This window comes from Flavobacterium supellecticarium (assembly GCF_004801375.1).
GTDB classification, from domain to species: domain Bacteria; phylum Bacteroidota; class Bacteroidia; order Flavobacteriales; family Flavobacteriaceae; genus Flavobacterium; species Flavobacterium supellecticarium.
Window position 1 is genome coordinate 114,016 of sequence record NZ_SSNZ01000009.1, and the last position, 21,592, is coordinate 135,607.

Below are 21,592 nucleotides of genomic sequence, written 5' to 3' on the forward strand. Positions count from 1 at the left end.
AAAAATTATTTATTTCGATGTAAAAGCGGTAATAACAAAAAGGAAAGCAATCCCATCAAAATGATCAGCCCGGTTTGCGATGTCCATAAGATCCAGCCAAAAGTCGTACCGGCCGTTTCGGGTACCGAATACAGTAGTAAAATCTCGGAAATCAATAATGGAAAAGCACCAAAACCACCATTGGTAAAGCTGATAGCAAGGCTTCCTACAACAAAAGCGGTAACGACTACGCCAAAACTGATCGTGCTGGTTTCTTTAATAGCAAAAACAGCAAAGTAAAAGGTGAGTACGTAACCGATCCAGATCACAGCCGTATAGAATAGAAAAGCCCATTTGTGTGGCATTCGGAATACGCTTAAAACCCCTTCGATTAATCCGGATATTTTCTGTTTGATGATCACAACCGGTCGCCATTTGGAATACAAAAATACCAGTGTTAATGCGATAAGTATGCCGACACCGGTGGTGCCCATCAGGATTAATTTGTGAACCGGGATTTTTTGCTCCAGAAAGGTTTTTAAGTTGTCAAATTGCAATAAAAGTGCCGTGAACATTAAGGCTAACAGTATAACCAGGTCGATTACCCGTTCGGCAATAATGGATCCGAAGGCCTTGTCGAAAGGGACATCTTTGTATTTTTTTACAATCAGCGCGCGGGATACTTCTCCCGATCTCGGAATGGTAAGGTTCATCAGGTAACCGATGCAAACCGCGGCCAAATTGGTTTTAAAAGGAGAGAAATATCCCATGTGCTCCAAACTGTAACGCCAGCGGTAACCTCTTGCAATAAGACTTACCAGTGAGAAAAACGTTGAAATCAGAATGTAGTTGTAGTTCGCATTCCGGAAATAGCTTTTCATCTCGTCCAGCTGTTCGGGTGTAAATTTATTATAGGCATAATACACTAAAAAAACTCCCAACAAAAGTGGGAGTAGAATGCCTATGGTTTTTTTAAATTTCTCTTTCAAAAGGTTGATTATGTTAGCGTATTGTCATTTTCGTTCGGGAAAATAATAGACGGTTTGAAGTCTTTGGCTTTTTCCATGTCAATAATTCCGTATGAAATGATAATGATAATATCGCCTTTGTGAACTTTTCGGGCTGCCGGTCCGTTTAGGGTTATTTCACCACTGTTGCGTGGTCCGGGAATGGCGTAGGTTTCGAGACGTTCTCCGTTGTTGATGTTTACAATAGAGACTTTTTCTCCTTCAAAAATATTGGAAGCTTCCATTAAAGCGACGTCAATCGTAATGCTTCCGATGTAGTTTAGATCGGCTCCAGTCACCTTTACACGGTGAATTTTGGATTTAACAACTTGAATTTGCATGGTGCAAAGGTAATTAATTTAGTGCAATATTGTCAATCAATCGGATATTGTTTATATAAACCGCTATAAAGCCACGGTATTTTTTAGTGCTGCTTTTACTTGTGGCGGACAATAAAGTGGCTTCATCGGCAATTTCAAAATATTCAAGTTGAAAGGCCGGATTTTTAGAAAAAGTCTGGGTTACATAGTCGATAACGTCTTTCGCAGATTGGGTGCTGAATTTTTGTTTGGCTTCCAACAGGGTTTTGTAAATCAGGGAGGCTTCTTCACGGGCTTCGCTACTCAAACGCTCATTTCGGGAACTCATCGCCAGTCCGTTTGCCTCGCGGTGAATCGGGCATCCGATTACGTTTACCGGGATATCGTATTTTTCAACGAGCTTTTTTACAATTTGTAGTTGTTGGAAGTCTTTTTCACCAAAATAAGCATTCGTTGGTTGTACAATTTCAAACAGTTTTTTTACTATCGTTCCAACGCCGTCAAAATGACCTGGGCGGTGTGCGCCTTCCATCTGAAATTCCAAACCATCGTATTCAAATGCAGCAGCAGTGGTGTTCCCTTCGTAAATATCGTCTACGGTTGGAGCGAAAACAATAATGTCGTTCGATACCGTACGAACTTTTTCGATGTCGCGCTCTACATGGCGGGGGTATTTTTCAAGATCTTCCGAATTGTTAAACTGCGTCGGGTTTACAAATATGCTGATAACTGTAATCTGATTTTCGGAACAGGATTTTTGCAATAGGGAAAGATGACCCTGATGTAATGCGCCCATGGTAGGAACAAGCCCAATCGTTTTTTTGGATGTGCCGATTTGCGCTAAATGTTGCGCTAAATCTGCTTTTTTGGCAAAAACAAACATTTGCTTTGGATTTAAATTGGGTGCAAAATTACTATTTTGTCAAACAACTGCATAAAATTTTGTAATTTTGCATGTTTTTTATATCCAATAAATAAAATTTAATGCAATGAATGATAAGAGGATATTGTATGTATCATCTGAAGTGGTGCCTTATTTAGCTGAAAATGAGGTTTCTTTAATGTCGTACGACGTGCCAAAAATGATCAATGATCAAGGAGGACAAATCAGAATTTTTATGCCTCGATATGGGAATATCAATGAGCGCAGGCACCAATTGCATGAGGTTATCCGCTTGTCTGGGATGAATTTAGTGGTAAACGATATGGATATGCCGTTAATTATTAAGGTGGCTTCTATACCGAAAGAGCGTATTCAGGTTTATTTTATTGATAACGATGAATACTTTAAACGAAAAGCGACATTCTCGGATGAGGATGGTGTGTTGTATCCGGATAATGACGAACGTTCCATCTTTTTTGCAAAAGGAGTAGTGGAAACCGTTAAAAAATTAAACTGGGTGCCGGATATTATCCATGTGCACGGCTGGTTAGCAGGTATGCTTCCGATTTATATGAAGCATTACTATAAAGACGAGGCGCTTTTTGCAGATACTAAGATCGTAACATCTGTTTATGCGCAGTCATTCGACGGAACACTGGATCCGGAAATGATGAAAAAAGTAGCGTTTGACGAAATTCCGGATGCATCGATTGTTGACCTGGAAATTCCGAACTATGAAAATATTATGAAAGCCAGTATTCTACATTCGGATGCCGTGATTATTGCCTCTGAGGAGCTCTCTCCAAGTTTAACAAAATTTATAGAAACATCGGGTAAACCTTTTTTACCTTTCGTGCCGAAAGATGCTTTTGCAGAAGCATATACTAATTTCTATAAAAATCAAGTTATATAATCATTCTTTGATCTGATAAAAAATATGAATAGGATTTCATTATTACAAAAAATACTCCTGTCTTTTACAGCAGTTTTGTTGTTCTCCTGCGATAAGGATTTTAATACTGTCGGTTCCGATCTGGTTGGAGAGGAAAACTATACTTTGGAAAAGTATGTGGGGCAAACGCTGGAGGCTTATAACAAGGCTACAGGTGGTGTGCAGACAAACAACCTGCCGGTAAATCTTTTGGGGGTAATGAATAATACCACTTTCGGAGAAACCAAAGCGCATTTCGTATCGGAAGTGCAATTGGCTTCTGCAGCTCCAACTATCGGAGATAACCCGGTGATCGATTCGGTTTGGGTTTATGTGCCGTATTTTGCCACGCAAACCGGAACAGACGATAATGGAGTGCGGTTGTATGAGTTGGATTCGGTTTACGGAAAAGATAATAAGTTTAGTTTAAAAGTTTTTGAATCGAAATACCAGTTGCGAACGTTTGATCCTGCTAACGGAGGTGATGCTCAAAAATATTTTTCGGATGAGAAAAATCTGGTGGAAAATAACAAAGGGACTTTACAGTTGAATGATGGGCCGCCGAATCAGAATACTCAGTTTTATTTTAATAATCTGGAGACTATTCTGTATAAATTGGATGCAGATGGGAATTATCTGAACTCGGCCGGACAAATTATTGATAATAATGATGTCGGGAATCGGGTAGTCCTGGAGCGTTTTGCGCCGGGAGTGTGGCTGGATTTAAATAAAGCATTCTTTCAGAATAAGATTTTAAATGCATCATCTGATAAATTGTTAAATAATAATGCGTTTAAAGAGTATTTCCGCGGATTGTATTTTCAGGTAGAAAGTGTAGAAGGGAAAACGGCTATGGCAATGCTTGATTTTTCGAAAGCGAAAATTAATATCCGTTATAAAGCCGATGCGTCTGCAGGATCGACTTCGCGCGTGCGAAAATCAATCGTGTTGAATCTTACCGGTACAACGGTTAACTTTTTAGAGAATAGTTTTGCATTGCCATCGGAATCGGGCGATGAGCGCCTGTATCTAAAAGGTGGACAGGGATCTTTTTCGTATATCGATTTGTTTAATAAAACCGAGTTGGAAGATCTTCGTGCGAAGGTAGAAGCGAATAAATGGTTGATCAACGAAGCAAATCTTACTTTTTATGTCGACAAACAGGCGATGCAGAATGTAGCCTACGAGCCGCAGCGTATTTATTTATACGATATGAAAAATAATAAAGTGCTGATTGATTATAACTACGATCCGACAACCAATTCCTATTTTCCAAAAATGAGTAAAGTGGTAATCGGTGGACTGGTGGAACGTGAAACAAGTGGCGATAAAAAAGCAATTAAATATAAATTGCGATTGACGCAATATGTTAATAATCTGATCAAGAAGGATTCTTCCAATGTACGGGTAGGATTGGTGGTAACAGAGGATATCAATAATGTGAAAAGTGCTTATTTAAAAAATCCTTTCGTGATGTCCGATCCGATGTCGCCTGTCGGAACTTCTTATAATGTGAAGTTTCTGCCTGTTGCTTCGGTAATTAATCCATTGGGGACAGTATTGCATGGGACGAATAGTGCTGATGTTGATAAAAGATTAAAATTAGAAATTTATTATACTAAACCGAAAGAATAATTTATGTGTGGTATTGTAGGTTATGTGGGTCACAGAGAAGCTTATCCTGTGATTATAAAAGGCCTTAAAAGGCTGGAATATAGAGGGTATGACAGTGCAGGTGTGGTGTTGTGGGATGGTGAAGATTTAAAACTGTCGAAAACCAAAGGTAAGGTTACAGATTTAGAAGCGCGTGTAGCAGCAGAAATAACAACTACCGGTACAATCGGGATGGGGCATACCCGTTGGGCAACTCATGGTGTGCCGAATGATGTAAACTCGCATCCGCATGTTTCTAATTCAGGGGATCTTGTGATTATTCACAATGGAATCATTGAGAATTATGAGCCGCTTAAAAAAGAATTAATTAATAGAGGATATGTTTTTAAATCGGATACCGATACGGAAGTGTTGGTGAATCTGATTGAAGATGTGCAAAAACAGGAAAACCTGAAATTGGGGAAGGCGGTTCAAAAAGCGCTTAACCAGGTAGTGGGAGCTTATGCTATTGCTGTTTTTGATAAGAAAAAACCAAATGAAATTGTGGTGGCCCGTTTGGGTAGCCCGTTGGCAGTTGGTATTGGGGAAGATGAATATTTTATCGCTTCCGATGCTTCTCCTTTTATTGAATATACCAGTAATGCGATTTACCTGGAAGATGAGGAAATGGCTATTATTCGTCTGGATAAACCGATGAAGGTTCGTAAAATTAAAGACGATTCATTAGTGGATCCGTATATTCAGGAGTTGCAAATGAATCTGGAGCAGATTGAAAAAGGTGGTTATGATCACTTTATGTTGAAGGAGATTTATGAGCAGCCTAGCGTAATTAAAGATACCTACAGAGGACGTCTTTTGGCAAATAAAGGGATTATCCAAATGGCAGGTGTTGAGGATAATATTGAAAAATTCCTGAATGCCAACAGGATTCTGATTGTAGCTTGTGGAACCTCATGGCATGCCGGTCTTGTAGCGGAATATGTATTGGAAGAGTTTGCGCGAATTCCGGTAGAAGTAGAATATGCTTCGGAATTCCGTTATCGCAATCCGATTATCTATCCGAACGATGTGGTAATTGCTATCTCGCAATCCGGTGAAACGGCCGATACTTTGGCGGCAATCAAACTGGCCAAAGAAAAAGGCGCTTTTGTTTTTGGAGTGTGTAATGTGGTGGGGTCCTCTATTTCTCGTGAAACACATGCCGGAGCTTATACGCATGCCGGACCGGAAATCGGAGTGGCTTCTACAAAAGCTTTTACAACGCAGATTACTATTCTGACACTAATTGCATTGCGTTTGGCAAAAGCAAAAGGAACGATGAATAATTCTGATTACCAACGCTATTTGTTGGAGTTGGAGTTGATCCCGGAAAAAGTGGAAGAAGCCTTGACAACAAATGATATGGCAAAAACAATTGCCGAAATCTATAAAGACGCACCAAACTGTTTGTACCTGGGAAGAGGATATAATTTCCCGGTAGCCCTGGAAGGTGCGTTAAAGTTAAAGGAGATATCGTATATTCACGCAGAAGGATATCCGGCTGCCGAAATGAAACACGGGCCTATCGCGCTTATCGATGAGCAGATGCCGGTGGTGGTTATTGCACCAAAACAAAATCATTATGATAAAGTGGTGAGTAATATCCAGGAAATCAAAGCGCGTAGCGGGAAAATCATCGCTGTGGTAACGAAAGGAGATACACAGGTTAAGGAATTAGCTGATCATGTTATCGAAGTTCCGGATACCGCTGAGGCATTAACGCCACTATTGGCTACCATTCCGTTGCAGTTGTTGTCGTATCATATTGCAGTATTGCGCAATTGTAATGTCGACCAGCCAAGGAACCTGGCAAAATCAGTTACGGTAGAGTAAATTATTAAAGCGGATTTTTCGGAATTCGCTTTTTTATTATAAAAATTCAAAAATTAAATTGCGTAATTAGCATATAAAAAACTATCTTTGCGCTCTGAAAAAAGAGGTTTTTTCAAGAAACGTAAATAGCTGTTTAATAAATACATAAGCAATGTCTAAAGGAATAGGAAAAGTTGCACAGATTATCGGACCTGTGGTTGACGTAGTATTCAACACACAAAATGCCGAACTTCCAAAGATTTATGATTCATTAGAAATCACTAAAAATGATGGTTCAAAATTAGTACTTGAAGTACAGTCTCACATCGGTGAAGATACTGTTCGTACTATCTCCATGGATTCTACCGATGGATTAAGCAGAGGTCAAGAAGTTGTTGCTTCTGGAGCTCCGATTCAAATGCCAATTGGAAAAGATATTTATGGTCGTTTATTTAATGTAATCGGAGATGCTATTGACGGTCTTGGAGATTTACCAAAAGAAGGTGAAAACGGATTACCGATCCACCGTCAGGCTCCAAAATTTGAAGATTTATCAACGTCATCAGAAGTTTTATTTACTGGAATCAAAGTAATCGATTTGATCGAGCCTTATGCAAAAGGAGGAAAAATTGGTTTATTTGGTGGTGCCGGTGTTGGTAAAACCGTATTGATTCAGGAGTTGATTAACAATATTGCAAAAGGTCACGGTGGTCTTTCTGTATTCGCAGGAGTAGGTGAAAGAACACGTGAAGGAAATGACTTACTTCGCGAGATGTTAGAGTCAGGAATTATTAAATATGGTGACGATTTCATGCACTCTATGGAAAATGGAGGATGGGATTTATCCAAAGTGGACAAACCGGGTATGAGAGAGTCGAAAGCGACTTTCGTATTCGGACAGATGAATGAGCCACCAGGAGCACGTGCACGTGTTGCTTTATCAGGTCTTTCTATCGCTGAATATTTCCGTGATGGTGCTGGTGAAGGTCAGGGGAAAGACGTATTATTCTTCGTAGATAATATCTTCCGTTTTACACAGGCTGGTTCTGAGGTGTCTGCACTTTTAGGGCGTATGCCATCTGCGGTAGGTTACCAACCAACATTGGCTACTGAAATGGGGGCGATGCAGGAGCGTATTACATCTACTAAAAATGGTTCCATTACATCAGTACAGGCGGTTTACGTACCTGCGGATGACTTAACGGACCCGGCACCGGCTACAACCTTTGCCCACTTAGATGCAACTACTGTATTGTCTCGTAAAATTGCGGAGTTAGGTATCTATCCTGCAGTAGATCCATTGGATTCTACTTCTCGTATCCTTACACCACAAATCTTAGGTGATGATCACTATAACTGTGCTCAAAGAGTAAAAGAGATCTTACAAAAATACAAACAATTACAGGATATCATCGCGATCTTAGGTATGGAAGAGTTGTCTGAAGAAGATAAATTAGCCGTATCAAGAGCACGTCGTGTACAACGTTTCTTGTCACAACCTTTCCACGTGGCAGAACAGTTTACAGGTATCCCAGGTGTATTGGTAGATATTAAAGATACAATCAAAGGTTTCAACATGATTATTGATGGTGAATTAGATCACCTGCCGGAAGCTGCATTCAACTTGAAAGGTACTATCGAAGATGCTATCGAAGCCGGACAAAAAATGTTGGCAGAAGCATAATTCGTTCAATTGAAAAGCTCAATTGCGTAATATCAATTAATAGAAAATATGATTGTAGAAATAGTTTCACCGGAAGCCACTTTATTCAAAGGAGAAGTTACTTCGGTAGCCGTTCCGGGTGTTAATGGTGAGTTTCAGATGTTGAATAACCACGCGCCAATCGTTTCTTTATTAGGTCAAGGAAATGTGAAAATCGTTGGCCCGGGAGTGAAGATCGCAAAAGAATTTGCATCCAAATTCAACAAAGTTAACGAGCAAACCTACTGGTTGCCGATTAATTCCGGAACAGTAGAAATGAATGACAATAAAATTATTGTTTTAGCTGACTAATACAATGATAGCCCATAAAGAAAAGCCCTCGCATTAGCGGGGGCTTTTCTGTTTTTGTCTCGTCCTGAAAAAAGTTGACCGATAATAAGTCTGCCTGTTTGGTATTAGTCATTATATTACACCTGTCAGGTCTCCAAAACCTGACAGGTGTAATTGTATTATCGGATTACAATTTTCTGTGTTTCCTGACGATCACCATTTTTAACGGTTACGAGATAAATACCCGATTGCGTATTTTCTAACTGAATTGATTCGTTAAAAATAGTTGTCGTTTGGAAATTGCGATTGTAAATACGACGTCCGCTAATATCGAAAACCGTGATTTCGGTTGTATTCGAAGCGTCCGGTGTGAACTGAACATGGAACGAACCGTTGTTCGGGTTCGGATAGATCATAAAATTGTTAAGTTTGGTTTCGGTTAGTTCCAAAGCGGCGCTAACGGTACAGATATTCAAACTCCAGCTATTTAAAACACCACCATCCTGATTGTAGGCATCCGAAATTCGTAACGTCCAGTTTCCAGTTGAATTCTGACCATTAAAAGCCGATAAAGACTGAGTTGGTAGAACCGTTCCGGAAATACCCGGATTCGTACCGCAAACTACAGGATTACCACTGTCGGAGAACGTAGCAACGATATTTTGGATGTCGTCACTGGTACATGGTTGTGCGAATAATTGTACCTGTGTTCCGGTTGGACTGATTAAAATGGCGGTAATATCGTTAATCCATGTATGGGTGACATTCATAGTGATGGCTACGCTTGAAATAACGCCTCCTGATGGAATATTTAACGTTGAGTTGATCGTTGGTGTTCCGGATGCGGAGATCGTGATAGGAACGTTGGCAGAAGCACTGGAAGCACAACTAATCTGTCCGGTTGTAAATTTAAAAGGATTGCTGTAGGTTCCAATACAAGCGGCATTCTTAGGTTGTACGCGCCAGAAGTAGTTGGTCGCCTGTGATAATCCGGAAACCGTATAACTGTTTGTCGCTGATGAACCGGAGCTGATAATATTCGTAAAAGCGTTATCGGTGGCTACCTGTACATCATAAGCGTTGGCATTGCTGTTTGCTGTCCAGCTTAAGGTTACGCTTGTGTTTTGACCTACGGCAAGATCAGCCGGTGTGGTTAACGACATGGTTCCGAAGTTGGAGTTTAGTAAATCCAGGTAGTAATTCGCGTTTTTGGTCGTCGAACCGGAAGTTGCTGTAACGTTTAAGGTGTATAAACCAGGTGTAGCGGCATTGGTGTTGCTCACGGTCATGGTAACCGTACCGTTTGTGCTGATACTTGTTGGAGAAAAAGTAACAGTCGTTCCGGCCGGATTTCCGGTAGCGCTAAAAGTCGTGGTTCCGGAAAAACCGTTGTGTACTTTATAATCAATGGTGTAAGCGATGCTTGATCCGGTGCAGATTGATTTATTCTGTTCGCCGGCTACGCCGTTAAAGGCCGAAGCAAAAGTTGCCGCCGGTGCAGAAATGGTGAAATTAGCATTGGAAACATCGTAAAAGATGTTGTCGTAACCGCGTACCATAATTCGGTTTTGAGCTCCCGGTGTATTCGGAATGGTTACCACTTCCGAACCGTCATTCGGAACTTTGCTGGCTAGTAAAGTGTCAAATGAAGTACCACCATTAGTCGACAGGTAGATGTCTACATATGGGGTGTTAACGCCATTGGCGGTTGTTCCGGCTACATCCCAGGTTACATTCTGATTGGTGCCGGCTTGCCAGGTTACATTGGTATTCGGAACCGATACCAGGAATGGGCCGGCTGTTCCGCTAACAGTTACTTTCATCAGATCGGAAGCCGTTTGTCCGCCTCCGGCTTTATTGTCTCTTGTGGTTAACGAAAAGTTTAAGGTTCGGGCAACCGATGGGCATACTTCCCAGGTGTTGGCTGTGTTACCCGCTAAAACTGTTGCCAGCGCAGGCATATAACGGGTTGGTGATGTGGTGCCGCGAATGGTACGGAACATCGGACCGTTTACACGTGTGGCTGTTGGTGCTGCGGCCGAGTTTGGATTTTGCGGATCGTTCTGTTCCCACGTGTAGGTTAGGGCATCACCATCCGGATCGGTTCCGCTTCCAGTTAAAATAAAAGCAGTCGATTTCGGAATTACATAATCCTTACCGGCATCGGCTGTTGGTGGATTATTGGTGATAGGGGTAATCTGGGCGCAACTGGAGCTTATTCCGGTTTTTACATTGGCCAGAATATCTCGGATGTTAACATACGTAAAATAATCGTCACTATTGTTCTGTACATTGGTTGGACAGATTCCGGCATAAGCCATGATAGACGATCCCGAACCCGGTTCTACTTCGGTTAAGCCACTTCCGGAACGACAGTTCGAGCTACTTTGCGTATGGTAACCGCCAAACTGATGTCCCATTTCGTGTGCTACATAATCGATGTCGAAAGCATCACCGGTAGGATTAGATCTTCCGGTCATCCCCGTACCTTTGTGGAAACCGCCATTCGGATTACTGTTAGTACTACAGACACATCCGATGCAGCCAGCATTTCCACCTCCTGAAGTGTTAAAGTTATGTCCGATGTCGTAGTTTGCAAAACCAATTGCGGCATCAATGGTGATACCAGTACGAACGTTGTATTCGCCACTCCATGGGTCGGCTGTGGTACTTCCAAAATAAATCAACAGGTCGTTATTCGCAACAAATACCATCGTAATCGAAAGGTCTCTTTCGTAAACACCGTTCACACGGGTTATGGTAACAGCCATTTGCGCCTGAATGTTGGCTCGTTTCTGAGTATCGGTTCCGGTTCCGGCAAAAATATTACCATATTCGGCAGTACACGATTGTGCCAGTCGATAGGTTCGTAACTTTTTGTCGTCGGTATTCAAAGCGGTTTCTGAGCTTCCAATGCGACCTTCTGCTAATGACGGTAATTTGATGCCATCATCTGTCAGACAGGAAAAGTCCGAAAAAGCCCGGTGCAACGAAGCTTTGTTATAAACGATATAGTTTTGACGGTCTTCGGTATACGGATCAATAAAAACCGTGCTTTCCTCACTCGATAACGTCATACTGTGTAAGCCCAGTTGGGTAACCGAAAAACGGGCTACAGCTGTCGGATCTTCCACGCCTTGTGCGGCATACGATTTGATCATTGGATATTTGGCTGCTAAAGCCGGTTCCATTATCGGGGTTTCCATGACCCGGAAGTGTTCCAGTTGCCCTTGTGCATTGGGAAGTTCGATGATCAGATTGGATTTGCCCTCAAACTGACCGCGTATCGGAGCGTTGGATAAGCTGTTTTTTAAAGCGCTCAGATCAAGTGTGAATAGGTTGTAATTCCTGGGAAAGGAACTTCGGGTTACTTTTTTCTGCGTCGTGATGCTGCTTTCGTCAATCGGTTTCCAAAGTCTTTGCGTTTGGGCAAAACCTGTGGAGAATGAAAAAAGTAGCAAAAACGCCAGTTGTAATTGTTTTTTCATTTTTGTTTGGGTTAAGTGTTAAATAGTTGCTAAAAATAATAAAATTTATTGTGTTTTTTGTTTTTAATTTTAAGTCATTAGTTCTTTTTGTGTTGGGTTTCATGTGGTTGTGATAGATTGAGTACGGAAAAAGATACTTACTTTTGCCAGTATGAAACGCTTTCCAGTATCACTATCGACTAAATTACAATCCCGGACAGAAGCCAATGCTTTACGGCAATTACCCGAACAGAAAAATGGCGTCGATTTTTCGTCGAACGACTATTTGGGTTTTGCCCGATCCGAATTGCTTTTTCAAAAAGCAGCGGCTATGTTGTCGCAGCAGCATAATTCGCATAATGGTGCAACCGGTTCGCGATTGCTATCAGGAAATCATGCCTTTTATACAGAAGCTGAAACCAAAATTGCAGCTTATCACCAATCGGAAAGTGCTTTGATTTTTAATTCGGGTTACGATGCCAATCTGGGTTTTTTTAGTAGTGTGCCGCAACGGAACGATGTGGTACTGTTTGATGAATTGAGCCACGCTTCCATCCGCGACGGTATCCGACTGTCGAATGCGCGGTCGTATAAATTCCTGCATAACGACTTAGAGGATCTGGAACGGCAAATCAAGCGATTTCAAAACGATCAGGGATCCGTTTATATCGTGACGGAAACGGTTTTTTCGATGGATGGCGATTCGCCCGATCTGGAGCAAATGGCGACACTTTCCGAGCGTTATGGTTGTTTTTTTGTGGTCGATGAGGCACATGCTTTAGGGGTATTTGGCGAAAAAGGAGAAGGATTGATTGATGCGTTAGGACTCCGTGAAGCTGTTTTTGCCCGGATTATGACCTATGGAAAAGGATTGGGTTGTCACGGAGCTGCGGTATTAGGCAGTGTAAGGCTCAAGGAGTATCTGGTCAATTTTGCGCGGAGTTTTATTTATACGACAGGTTTGCCGCCACATGCGATTGCAACGATCCACGCAGGATATTTGGCTTTGGAAACAGAAGCTGCAGAGCGGGTTCGGTTGAAAGAAAATATCGTTCATTTTAACCGGGAGAAGAACTTGCTGGGATTAAAGCCATTGTTTATCCGAAGTAAATCGGCTATACAATCGGCCGTAATTCCGGGAAATGAAAAAGTAAAGAATATTGCCCGCCAATTGGAACAATCCGGATTTGATGTACGGCCCATTATGGCACCAACGGTACCGGAAGGACAGGAACGATTGCGTTTTTGTTTGCATAGTTATAATACATCCGAAGAAATATCGAAAGTGTTGCATCTTTTAAATCGCTTGTTATAGAGTGATTGATTTTAAGTCGTGTTTTGCTGGTGTTAGGTTTAACTCTTTGTAAATGTAATTGTTGAGGCGGTTAATAGTTGTAGAATATTACTGTCTTTAAGAAAATCTTGAATTAAATGGGGAATATAGCTACGACTACAGATGAGCAAATTGCAAAGCTTGAAGAAAGAGGGATGGTTTTAGATTTGCCTACTGAAAAGATAAAAGAAATTTTGTTGGATATTGGTTACTATAGGCTGGGTTTTTATTGGAATCCTTTTGAAATTGATGATCAGCATAATTTTAAAGAAGGAACACGATTTTCGACTATTTTAGAGTTGTACTATATGGATGTTGATTTAAGACATTTGTTGATAAAATATATTAATAGAATTGAATTAAGTTTTCGGACAAAAATAATTTATTATGTGTCGAATATCAACAAAACCAGCCCTACTTGGTTCGTAGATCCAAAAGTGATTGATACTACTTTTATTAAGAACTTTGATTTGTATTATAATGATGAGTTTAAAAAGAATAATGTTATTGCCAAACATCATAAAAGATATATAAATGACAAATATGCTCCGGCATGGAAAACATTAGAATACTTTACATTCGGAACAAATTTAAAGATTTATAAATCGTTACTGGATTTTAAAACAAAAGAGCGGATTTCCAAAATTTTTAATGTCAATGATATTAAAAAATTTACACAAATTATGGAAGTTGTAGTTTTTGTGAGAAACTATTGCGCACATAGCGGAGTTGTTTTTGATTTAAGAAACACATATGGGATACCAAAACTTCCGTTTTATAGTTTTAATAATAATGATCGGCATTGCCTGGATTCGTGCATAAAAGTGATTGCTTTTATACTAGGACAAGTGTCGTCTAATAGGGCTGGTGAATTAAGAACAAGTTTGAATGAACTTTTTAAAGAATATTCCGAAAAAGATGAGGCGATAAAGGAAATCATTTTAAATAAAATAAATTATTCCCTGTAAAGATTGTTTTTTGAAAGGAATTTGTTTCTTTCAAAAAAAGAATGTTGTATCTTTGCATAACAAAAGTGTCCCGTTATTCAGAAATGCTTTAACGCTGCACTATAAAAAAAGAAATTATAACCTCAGACTTGCTCTGAGGTTTTTTTATTTTAGATGTCAAATAAAGCCATTAGATATTTAGAAGTATCTGAACGATTAATAAAAATATGAAACTATTTGTAACAGGTATCGGGACCGATGTCGGAAAAACCGTAGCCGCAACGATTATAACCGAGGCTTTGGAAGCCGATTACTGGAAACCGGTTCAGGCGGGTGATCTGGATTATTCTGATAGTCATAAAATAAAAGAGAAGTTATCGAATACCAAAACCCGGATTTTCGATAATGCGTATGCTTTAAATACACCGGCCAGTCCACATGTGGCGGCAAAAATCGACGGCGTGGTGATCGACCTGAAAAAAATTAAAGAACCGAAAACGAAAAATCATCTGGTTATCGAAGGTGCCGGTGGTGTATTGGTGCCGTTAAACGATTCAGATTCGATTATCGATTTGATTCAGCCGGATTATAAGGTGATTGTCGTGTCACGTCATTATCTGGGAAGTATCAATCATACGCTATTGACGATCGAGGTTTTAAAAGCAAGAGGGGTGGCGGTTGCCGGAATTGTTTTTAGCGGAAAAGAAAACCCGGATTCGGAATCCATCATTTTGAATCGTACCGGAGTTCGTTTTTTAGGGCGAATCGATGAAGAACCGTATTTCGATAAAAACGTGATTAAAGAATATGCCGACTTGTTTGCAGAAACATTATTGGAATTATAAAAAAAAACAAAACCTGTCGGTTTTATAAATGCGACAGGTTTTGATTAAAAGGTTGCCTTTTCGGGTGACCTTTTTTTATAGGTATATGGTTACTACGGTTCCGCCAGGTAGGGTTAGTGTGGCCATATCATCACAAGTTCCGTTACCGTAGTCCAGTACAAAGGTTTGCGAATTTTTAGTGATTGTTTTTTTACCTTTTACGATCACCGGACAGCCGATATTTCGGATTAACGGTTCGGTGATTTCCATGTGTAAAACGGTTCCGTTTGGTAAGGTCGTTAACGCGTTACCTCTGATACTGAAAACATCATCTGTAAAATCCAATGGCGTGGATACACCACCGATTTTTTCGATGTTAAAGCTTCCTTCGCGATGGATCGTTCCACCACCGGATGGTTGGATAATAGTAATGTTCGTTTCGCGGGTAAAGGTCGGAACGCTGTTTACAACTACTCGGCTTACGTTAATAGTACCTTCAATTTTATGGCTGTTGATGTAATAGTTGTCGAATGTAATGGCGGCAGTAATTTCGTTGTTTGTTGTGTTTCTATGGGCTACGATGTAAATAATTCCGCTACGGTTGTTCCCGTTGGCGTCAACGCAACCCGTTCCAAAATCGACTTTAAATTTTTTGTCTCCGTTGGTTAGGGTTTCCTGAGTGATCACACGACAACTCGAAGGCGGTAATTGTGTGTCGGCATTTTTAGAAGCATAATAACCGTCGCCGGCTAATACTTCCTCTTTAATTCCTTCTACATCTTCTTCAAAAGCTTGCGCTTTGGCATCCGCTGCAACGGTGGTGTCTTGAGTGCTGCCGCTGTTGGAACTATCGCTGTCACTATTGCAGGAGATAGCCATTAAAGCAGTGAACATTAGTAATTTAATAGTTGTTTTCATAATTTTTTCTGATAAGGTTCTTTTTTTTAGACAAATAAAATGATAAAAGGTTTAATGTTAAACTTTTTTGTTTCCAAAAAGTTATCCGAAAGGGGTTTTATCTTTGTGTTACGAAATTGATGTATCAAAAAGAAATATAAAGTGGAACATAACAGACTGCAAAAAGTCGATGCCAATCATTTATGGCATCCGTATACGCAACATAAAACAGCGTATCCGCATATTGCTATAACGAAAGGAAAAGGGGCTTTATTATGGGATGAAAACGGAAAGGAATATATCGATGCCATTGCATCCTGGTGGGTTAATCCGTATGGCCATTCGAATCCTGTTATTGCCGATGCGATTTACAAACAGTTGACTACTTTGGAACATGTGCTTTTTGGTGGGTTTACGCATGAACCGGCAGTTGCTTTGGCGGAAAAATTAATTCCGATTTTGCCGGATAATCAGCAAAAAATTTTCTTTTCCGATAATGGATCTACTGCTGTCGAAGTAGCTTTAAAGGTGGCGTTACAGTATTATTTTAATAAAGGGGAGAAGCGAACCAAAATCATTGCTTTCGAAAATGCTTTTCACGGCGATACGTTTGCAGCGATGGCGGCCAGTGGAATCTCTTTTTTTACCGAGGCTTTCCAGGGATCGATGATTCAGGTAACGCGAATTCCGGTACCCACACCGGGTGAGGAAGCGGCGAGTCTGGAAGCCTTGCAAGCCTTGTTGGAAACGAACGAATATGCCGGGTTTATTTTTGAGCCATTGGTTCAGGGCGCGGCAGGTATGGTGATGTATGCACCGGAACAACTCGATAAACTGATTGAAAGTTGTAAAAAATATGGCGTGTTTACGATTGCCGATGAAGTGATGACGGGATTTGGAAAAACCGGGAAAAATTTCGCTTGTGATTATCTGACGCAACAACCCGATATGATGTGTCTTTCGAAAGCGCTAACCGGTGGTGCGATTCCGATGGCGTTGACTACGTTTACGCAGGAGTTGTTCGATGGTTTTTACGATGATGATGTGAATAAGGCCTTGTTCCACGGGCATACTTTTACGGCGAATCCGACTGGATGCGCGGCCGCATTGGCCAGTCTGGAGTTGCTTTCCGATGCAAACATTCAGGGAGGAATTGCGAGAATTCACGAACAACATCTGGCTTTTCAGAAACGGGTAGAAAACCATCCGCGGGTAAAAACCACTCGTGTTTTGGGAGTGATCTTCGCGCTGGAATTTAAAAGGGATTCGTCGGATAGTTATTACGGCGATTTTAGAAATACGCTTTATCGTTTCTTTATCGATAAGGGAATCATTTTGCGACCGGTTGGGAATATTGTATATATCCTGCCGCCGTATATTATTTCGGAAGCCGAACTTGAAAAAGTCTACCAGATCGTCGGGGAAGCGCTGGATATGTTTTAATTTTGCAACCAAATTCTTTTACGTTGAAAAACAAAATTGCGATCACGGCACTGGGATCCGTTTCTGCTTTGGGAGATAATCCGATTTCGGTTTGGGAAGCCTACGGGAATCCGGAGAGTTATATCCGGTTTTTGCCGGTAGGGGATACCGTATTTCCGGTGGCGGCGCTTGCTGCCGAAGTCAAGCAAAGTATCGAAACGCTGCGGTTTTCGGATGTGAAATATAAAAATCTCGACGATTCCGTTTTGTATGCCATCGCGGCTTCCCGTAAAGCGATAGCGCAGGCGGGTTGGAACGATGGTCGTTTTGGGATTAATATCGGTTCGTCCCGAGGGGCGACGCAGTTGTTTGAAAAATACCACCGCGAATTTCTGGAAACCGGAGCCACGACTACTTTGGCTTCGCCTACGACTACGTTGGGGAATATCGCTTCGTGGGTGGCAAATGACCTGAATAACGACGGTCCGGATATTTCGCATTCGATTACCTGTTCGACGGCTTTGCATGCGCTTTTGAATGGTGTTGCCTGGCTCCAATCGGGCATGGCTGATAAATTCCTTGTTGGAGGAAGTGAAGCGCCGTTAACGCCTTTTACGCTGGCACAGCTAAAAGCGATGAAAATCTATTCAACCTTTGAAGATTCTTATCCTTGTAAAGCATTTGATCCCGATAAAAAAAGCAATTCGATGGTGCTTGGTGAAGGTGCAGCTATGGCTTGTTTGGAAACCGGCGAAAATGTAAATGCGCTTGCCTGGATTGAGGGAATTGGTTATGCTACGGAAATGCTGCAGCACAATGTTTCGATATCTGCCGATGCGGAATGTTTTCAGAAGTCCATGCGAATGGCTTTAAATGGGATCGATCCGACAGAAGTTGATGCGATTGTGCTCCATGCGCCGGGAACGATAAAAGGCGATGTATCGGAGCGTAATGCCGTCGAAAAAGTATTCGGTAATCATATACCAATGCTAACCACTAATAAATGGAAAATCGGACATACTTTTGGTTCCTCCGGAATATTAAGCGTGGAGTTGGCGGTATTGATGTTGCAACATCAGCAATTTATAGGAATCCCATTTCGGGATAATCCGGTTTCGAAACCGGCAACTATTCGAAAAGTATTGATCAATGCTGTTGGGTTTGGCGGTAATGCTGTGAGTGTGTTGTTGTCGAAATAAATTATTCGGCACTTAAATCATTGCATTTTTCGAAAATCAAATTGGATTCATAACCTTTCCGAATCAGGAAATCACAAAACTTTTTTTTCTTTTTAAGCAGATTGGATTCTTTAATGGAATTCCAGGTAGTGTCGGCCAGTGTGTGAAATGTTTCGAGATATTCTTCAGTAGTGAACTCTTTTAGCGCGCTGTCGATATTGTATTTGGAGATGCCCCGGAATTTAAGTTCGTTAACAATCCGGAGTTTTCCCCATTTTTTGATGCGGTGTTTTCCCCGGGCAAAACTGCGGGCAAAACGTTCTTCATTTAGAAAGTTGTTTTCGATCAGATGCACTACTATGCTGTCGATTGCTTGCGGAATCATATGCATTTGCTGTAGTTTCTGAACTACTTCCGCATGACAACGCTCCTGATAACTGCAATAATATTCCAGTTTTTTTGTCGCGTCATCAATTGAAAAGTATTGGTGTTTTTGTTGCATCAATTACGATACTTTGGAATTATTTATTGATGCCTAATTTTTTGTGTGTCTGAATGATGGCTTGTTCATTTTTATGATCAATCCATTGTTGCCCTTTTTGTCTTCGCATAAAGTTGTCGAAATGACGCATGATGAATACGTTATACGCTGCTTTTGTCAGATTGGAGATGCTTCTTGGAAATGCCCGTAAACTCATCGAAAATCCGGGAGTGAGGTATTTCATATAGTGCCAGTATCCTTCCGGCATATAAAGCATTTCACCGTGATTCAGGTTGCAGATAAGTCCTTTTGCCTGTTTTAAAGCCGGCCATTTTTCAAAATCCGGATTGTCGAAATCGATATCTTCTCTCGAAATCAAAGCATGTGGGATTTTGTATAAATAAGGCGTCTGGTTTGGTTCGAAAAGAATACACTGTTTTTTTCCGTGGAAATGGAAATGTAAAATATTGGAATAATCAATATCAAAGTGCATGAATACTCTCGAATTTTCACCTCCAAAAAACAGCATTGGAAGTTGTTTAACCAAACGTAATCCAATATCCGGCCATTTAAAGTCCTTTTGCAGGGATGGCACTTCCTTCATCAGGTTGTATAGGAAAATACGGTAGTTGGTAGGTTTGGATTGTAGCAGATCGATATAATCGGCCATTTTCATCGTGGCATGTGCTTCGTTGAATCCGTCTTTATGGGATACGGGTCTGTCGTCGTACAGTGGTACTGTTTTGTCGCCGGCAATATCTTTAATATAATTTAGCTTCCATTTTTCGTAGGCGGGCCAGTCGGTTGTCAGTTGTTCGATGACTAGTGGTTTCTGCTTTTTTACGTAGTTTTTGTAAAAATCTTCTTTTGATATGGTTTTTACGCGTTCAATTTCAGTTAAATGTAAAGGCATAATACAATGTGAGATTACTTAAAAAAAAGCTTCTGTTTTGTTTTTAACAAACAGAAGCTAAGTTACTAAAGCTTTATCTTTTTGTGAAATTATTTTAAACTAAAATCAACTTAGTTTTTAACAATTTCCTGGTTTTTGTTTTTATTGGAAGCTTCCAGATTTCGGTCGATTGTGTGTCCTGGTCGGGTCCATTTTGGTTTTTCGCCTAAGGCCTGGAATTTAGAGTCTTCCGCTTCTACTGTTTCCGGTTGCATTAATTTGATAAATGGTTTTTGTGGTGTTAAACCAAGTTCCTGAAACATTTTCATGTCTTCGTTTACATCCGGGTTTGGTGTCGTTAATAACTTGTCTCCGGCGAAAATCGAATTCGCTCCGGCAAAGAAACACATCGCCTGACCTTCTCTGGACATTTGAGTTCTTCCGGCAGACAAGCGCACTTGAGTTTCCGGCATTACAATACGGGTTGTCGCAACCATACGAATCATTTCCCAGATTTCAACCGGTTTTTCTTCTTCCATTGGTGTTCCTTCTACGGCTACCAGTGCGTTAATTGGCACCGATTCCGGTTGTGGGTTTAAAGTCGATAAGGCTACCAGCATTCCGGCTCTGTCTTCGATACTTTCTCCCATTCCGATAATACCACCGCTACAAACGGTTACATTGGTTTTTCGTACGTTTTCGATCGTTTGTAAACGGTCTTCGTATCCTCTTGTAGAAATCACCTCTTTGTAGTATTCTTCCGAAGTGTCAAGGTTGTGATTGTAGGCATAAAGTCCTGCTTCGGCCAAACGTTGCGCCTGATTTTCCGTAAGCATTCCCAACGTACAACAAACTTCCATATCCAGTTTGTTGATAGTACGTACCATTTCCAATACCTGATCAAATTCTGGTCCGTCTTTAACGTTTCGCCACGCCGCTCCCATACAAACACGGGAGGAACCGCTTGACTTTGCCCGTAACGCTTGCGCTTTTACCTGTTGTACCGACATCAGGTCGTTACCTTCAATATTGGTGTGGTAGCGCGCTGCCTGCGGGCAGTATCCACAATCTTCCGGACATCCTCCGGTTTTAATCGACAATAACGTGGATACTTGTACGGTATTCTGGTCGTGATTGGTTCGGTGTATTGTGGCTGCTTCATAAAGCAGGTCCATTAACGGTTTATTGTATATGGCAATGATTTCTTCTTTTGTCCAATTGTGTCTTGTTGCACTCATCCTTAAGCATTTTTTGATGTTTCAAAAATAGGGAATTTGAAATTAAGTAGAAAAATTTTGTTTGACTTCGGTTTTTGATGCGATTAGTGAATTTTTTTATTTTTTATGGTTTTTTTTGAGAACATTGACTTTTGTAGGATTGACAAGGGTTTTAAGATAATTTTTGTAATTTTTTTTACGAGAAAACGTAAAATAGTCCTATAATTTTTACAGCATTCGCTTTTTTCTTTGAAATAAAATTTTACATTTGTGTGAAATTTAACAATTGATCTTACGTAATACTACGTGGTTATTGGGTCAATTTTTGGTAATTAATGTCTTAGTAGAGAAGATGT

At 40.8% G+C, this 21,592-nt stretch carries 18 protein-coding genes; 10 read left to right on the forward strand and 8 right to left on the reverse strand.

What is annotated here, in order from left to right:
* Positions 1–5: 5 nt before the first annotated feature.
* The 3 genes from E6C50_RS15390 to panC are packed head-to-tail and all read right to left on the reverse strand — an operon-like array spanning position 6 to position 2,189.
* Positions 6–968, reverse strand: a complete 963-nt coding sequence (locus tag E6C50_RS15390) for a lysylphosphatidylglycerol synthase transmembrane domain-containing protein (RefSeq protein ID WP_136404124.1) — start codon at positions 966–968, stop codon at positions 6–8.
* 8 nt (positions 969–976) lie between these two features.
* A complete protein-coding gene (panD, locus tag E6C50_RS15395) occupies positions 977–1,327 on the reverse strand; it encodes an aspartate 1-decarboxylase (RefSeq protein ID WP_136404125.1) in 351 nt (116 codons plus the stop codon).
* Between the two features lie 13 nt (positions 1,328–1,340).
* Positions 1,341–2,189: a pantoate--beta-alanine ligase gene (gene panC / locus E6C50_RS15400; protein WP_136404126.1), complete on the reverse strand. Its 849-nt coding sequence runs from the start codon at positions 2,187–2,189 to the stop codon at positions 1,341–1,343.
* A 106-nt stretch (positions 2,190–2,295) separates the two neighbouring features.
* Here panC and E6C50_RS15405 point away from each other — a divergent pair, with 106 nt between their 5' ends.
* The 5 genes from E6C50_RS15405 (at position 2,296) to E6C50_RS15425 (ending at position 8,599) form a co-directional block, all read left to right on the forward strand.
* Positions 2,296–3,102 carry a glycogen/starch synthase gene (locus E6C50_RS15405; protein ID WP_136404127.1) on the forward strand — a complete coding sequence of 269 codons (807 nt, stop codon included), beginning with the start codon at positions 2,296–2,298 and terminating at the stop codon, positions 3,100–3,102.
* Between the two features lie 24 nt (positions 3,103–3,126).
* Positions 3,127–4,755 (forward strand): DUF4270 domain-containing protein, encoded by a 1,629-nt coding sequence (locus E6C50_RS15410; protein WP_136404128.1) that lies wholly within the window; start codon positions 3,127–3,129, stop codon positions 4,753–4,755.
* A gap of 3 nt (positions 4,756–4,758) precedes the next feature.
* On the forward strand, positions 4,759–6,606 hold the full coding sequence (gene glmS / locus E6C50_RS15415) for a glutamine--fructose-6-phosphate transaminase (isomerizing) (RefSeq protein ID WP_136404129.1): 1,848 nt from the start codon (positions 4,759–4,761) through the stop codon (positions 6,604–6,606).
* Positions 6,607–6,757: 151 nt separating this feature from the next.
* A complete protein-coding gene (gene atpD / locus E6C50_RS15420; protein ID WP_136404130.1) occupies positions 6,758–8,269 on the forward strand; it encodes a F0F1 ATP synthase subunit beta in 1,512 nt (503 codons plus the stop codon).
* A gap of 48 nt (positions 8,270–8,317) precedes the next feature.
* Positions 8,318–8,599 (forward strand): F0F1 ATP synthase subunit epsilon, encoded by a 282-nt coding sequence (locus tag E6C50_RS15425; RefSeq protein WP_136404131.1) that lies wholly within the window; start codon positions 8,318–8,320, stop codon positions 8,597–8,599.
* Positions 8,600–8,757: 158 nt separating this feature from the next.
* On the opposite strand, the gene E6C50_RS15430 is transcribed toward E6C50_RS15425, so the two are convergent.
* The gene (locus tag E6C50_RS15430; protein WP_136404132.1) at positions 8,758–12,066 is read right to left on the reverse strand and encodes a zinc-dependent metalloprotease; all 3,309 of its coding nucleotides are present in this window, start codon (positions 12,064–12,066) and stop codon (positions 8,758–8,760) included.
* 151 nt (positions 12,067–12,217) lie between these two features.
* Here E6C50_RS15430 and E6C50_RS15435 point away from each other — a divergent pair, with 151 nt between their 5' ends.
* The 3 genes from E6C50_RS15435 (at position 12,218) to bioD (ending at position 15,170) form a co-directional block, all read left to right on the forward strand.
* Positions 12,218–13,360, forward strand: coding sequence for an aminotransferase class I/II-fold pyridoxal phosphate-dependent enzyme (locus tag E6C50_RS15435; RefSeq protein ID WP_136404133.1), 1,143 nt, complete (start codon positions 12,218–12,220; stop codon positions 13,358–13,360).
* A 116-nt stretch (positions 13,361–13,476) separates the two neighbouring features.
* A complete protein-coding gene (locus tag E6C50_RS15440; protein ID WP_136404134.1) occupies positions 13,477–14,346 on the forward strand; it encodes an Abi family protein in 870 nt (289 codons plus the stop codon).
* Positions 14,347–14,552: 206 nt separating this feature from the next.
* The gene (bioD, locus tag E6C50_RS15445; RefSeq protein WP_136404135.1) at positions 14,553–15,170 is read left to right on the forward strand and encodes a dethiobiotin synthase; all 618 of its coding nucleotides are present in this window, start codon (positions 14,553–14,555) and stop codon (positions 15,168–15,170) included.
* A 75-nt stretch (positions 15,171–15,245) separates the two neighbouring features.
* Here the strand turns inward: bioD and E6C50_RS15450 are convergent, their stop codons facing one another.
* Complete coding sequence (locus E6C50_RS15450) at positions 15,246–16,067, reverse strand: hypothetical protein (protein ID WP_136404136.1); 822 nt, start codon at positions 16,065–16,067, stop codon at positions 15,246–15,248.
* Between the two features lie 141 nt (positions 16,068–16,208).
* Here E6C50_RS15450 and bioA point away from each other — a divergent pair, with 141 nt between their 5' ends.
* The gene (gene bioA, locus E6C50_RS15455) at positions 16,209–17,489 is read left to right on the forward strand and encodes an adenosylmethionine--8-amino-7-oxononanoate transaminase (RefSeq protein ID WP_230979022.1); all 1,281 of its coding nucleotides are present in this window, start codon (positions 16,209–16,211) and stop codon (positions 17,487–17,489) included.
* 23 nt (positions 17,490–17,512) lie between these two features.
* On the forward strand, positions 17,513–18,667 hold the full coding sequence (locus E6C50_RS15460) for a beta-ketoacyl synthase N-terminal-like domain-containing protein (protein WP_136404137.1): 1,155 nt from the start codon (positions 17,513–17,515) through the stop codon (positions 18,665–18,667).
* Position 18,668: 1 nt separating this feature from the next.
* Here E6C50_RS15460 and E6C50_RS15465 read toward each other — a convergent pair whose 3' ends face one another.
* From E6C50_RS15465 to bioB, 3 genes are all read right to left on the reverse strand, one after another.
* The gene (locus E6C50_RS15465; RefSeq protein ID WP_136404138.1) at positions 18,669–19,148 is read right to left on the reverse strand and encodes a regulatory protein RecX; all 480 of its coding nucleotides are present in this window, start codon (positions 19,146–19,148) and stop codon (positions 18,669–18,671) included.
* A gap of 19 nt (positions 19,149–19,167) precedes the next feature.
* A complete protein-coding gene (locus E6C50_RS15470) occupies positions 19,168–20,040 on the reverse strand; it encodes a cupin-like domain-containing protein (RefSeq protein WP_211089557.1) in 873 nt (290 codons plus the stop codon).
* Positions 20,041–20,150: 110 nt separating this feature from the next.
* Positions 20,151–21,257: a biotin synthase BioB gene (gene bioB, locus E6C50_RS15475; RefSeq protein ID WP_136404140.1), complete on the reverse strand. Its 1,107-nt coding sequence runs from the start codon at positions 21,255–21,257 to the stop codon at positions 20,151–20,153.
* Between the last annotated feature and the right edge of the window lie 335 nt (positions 21,258–21,592).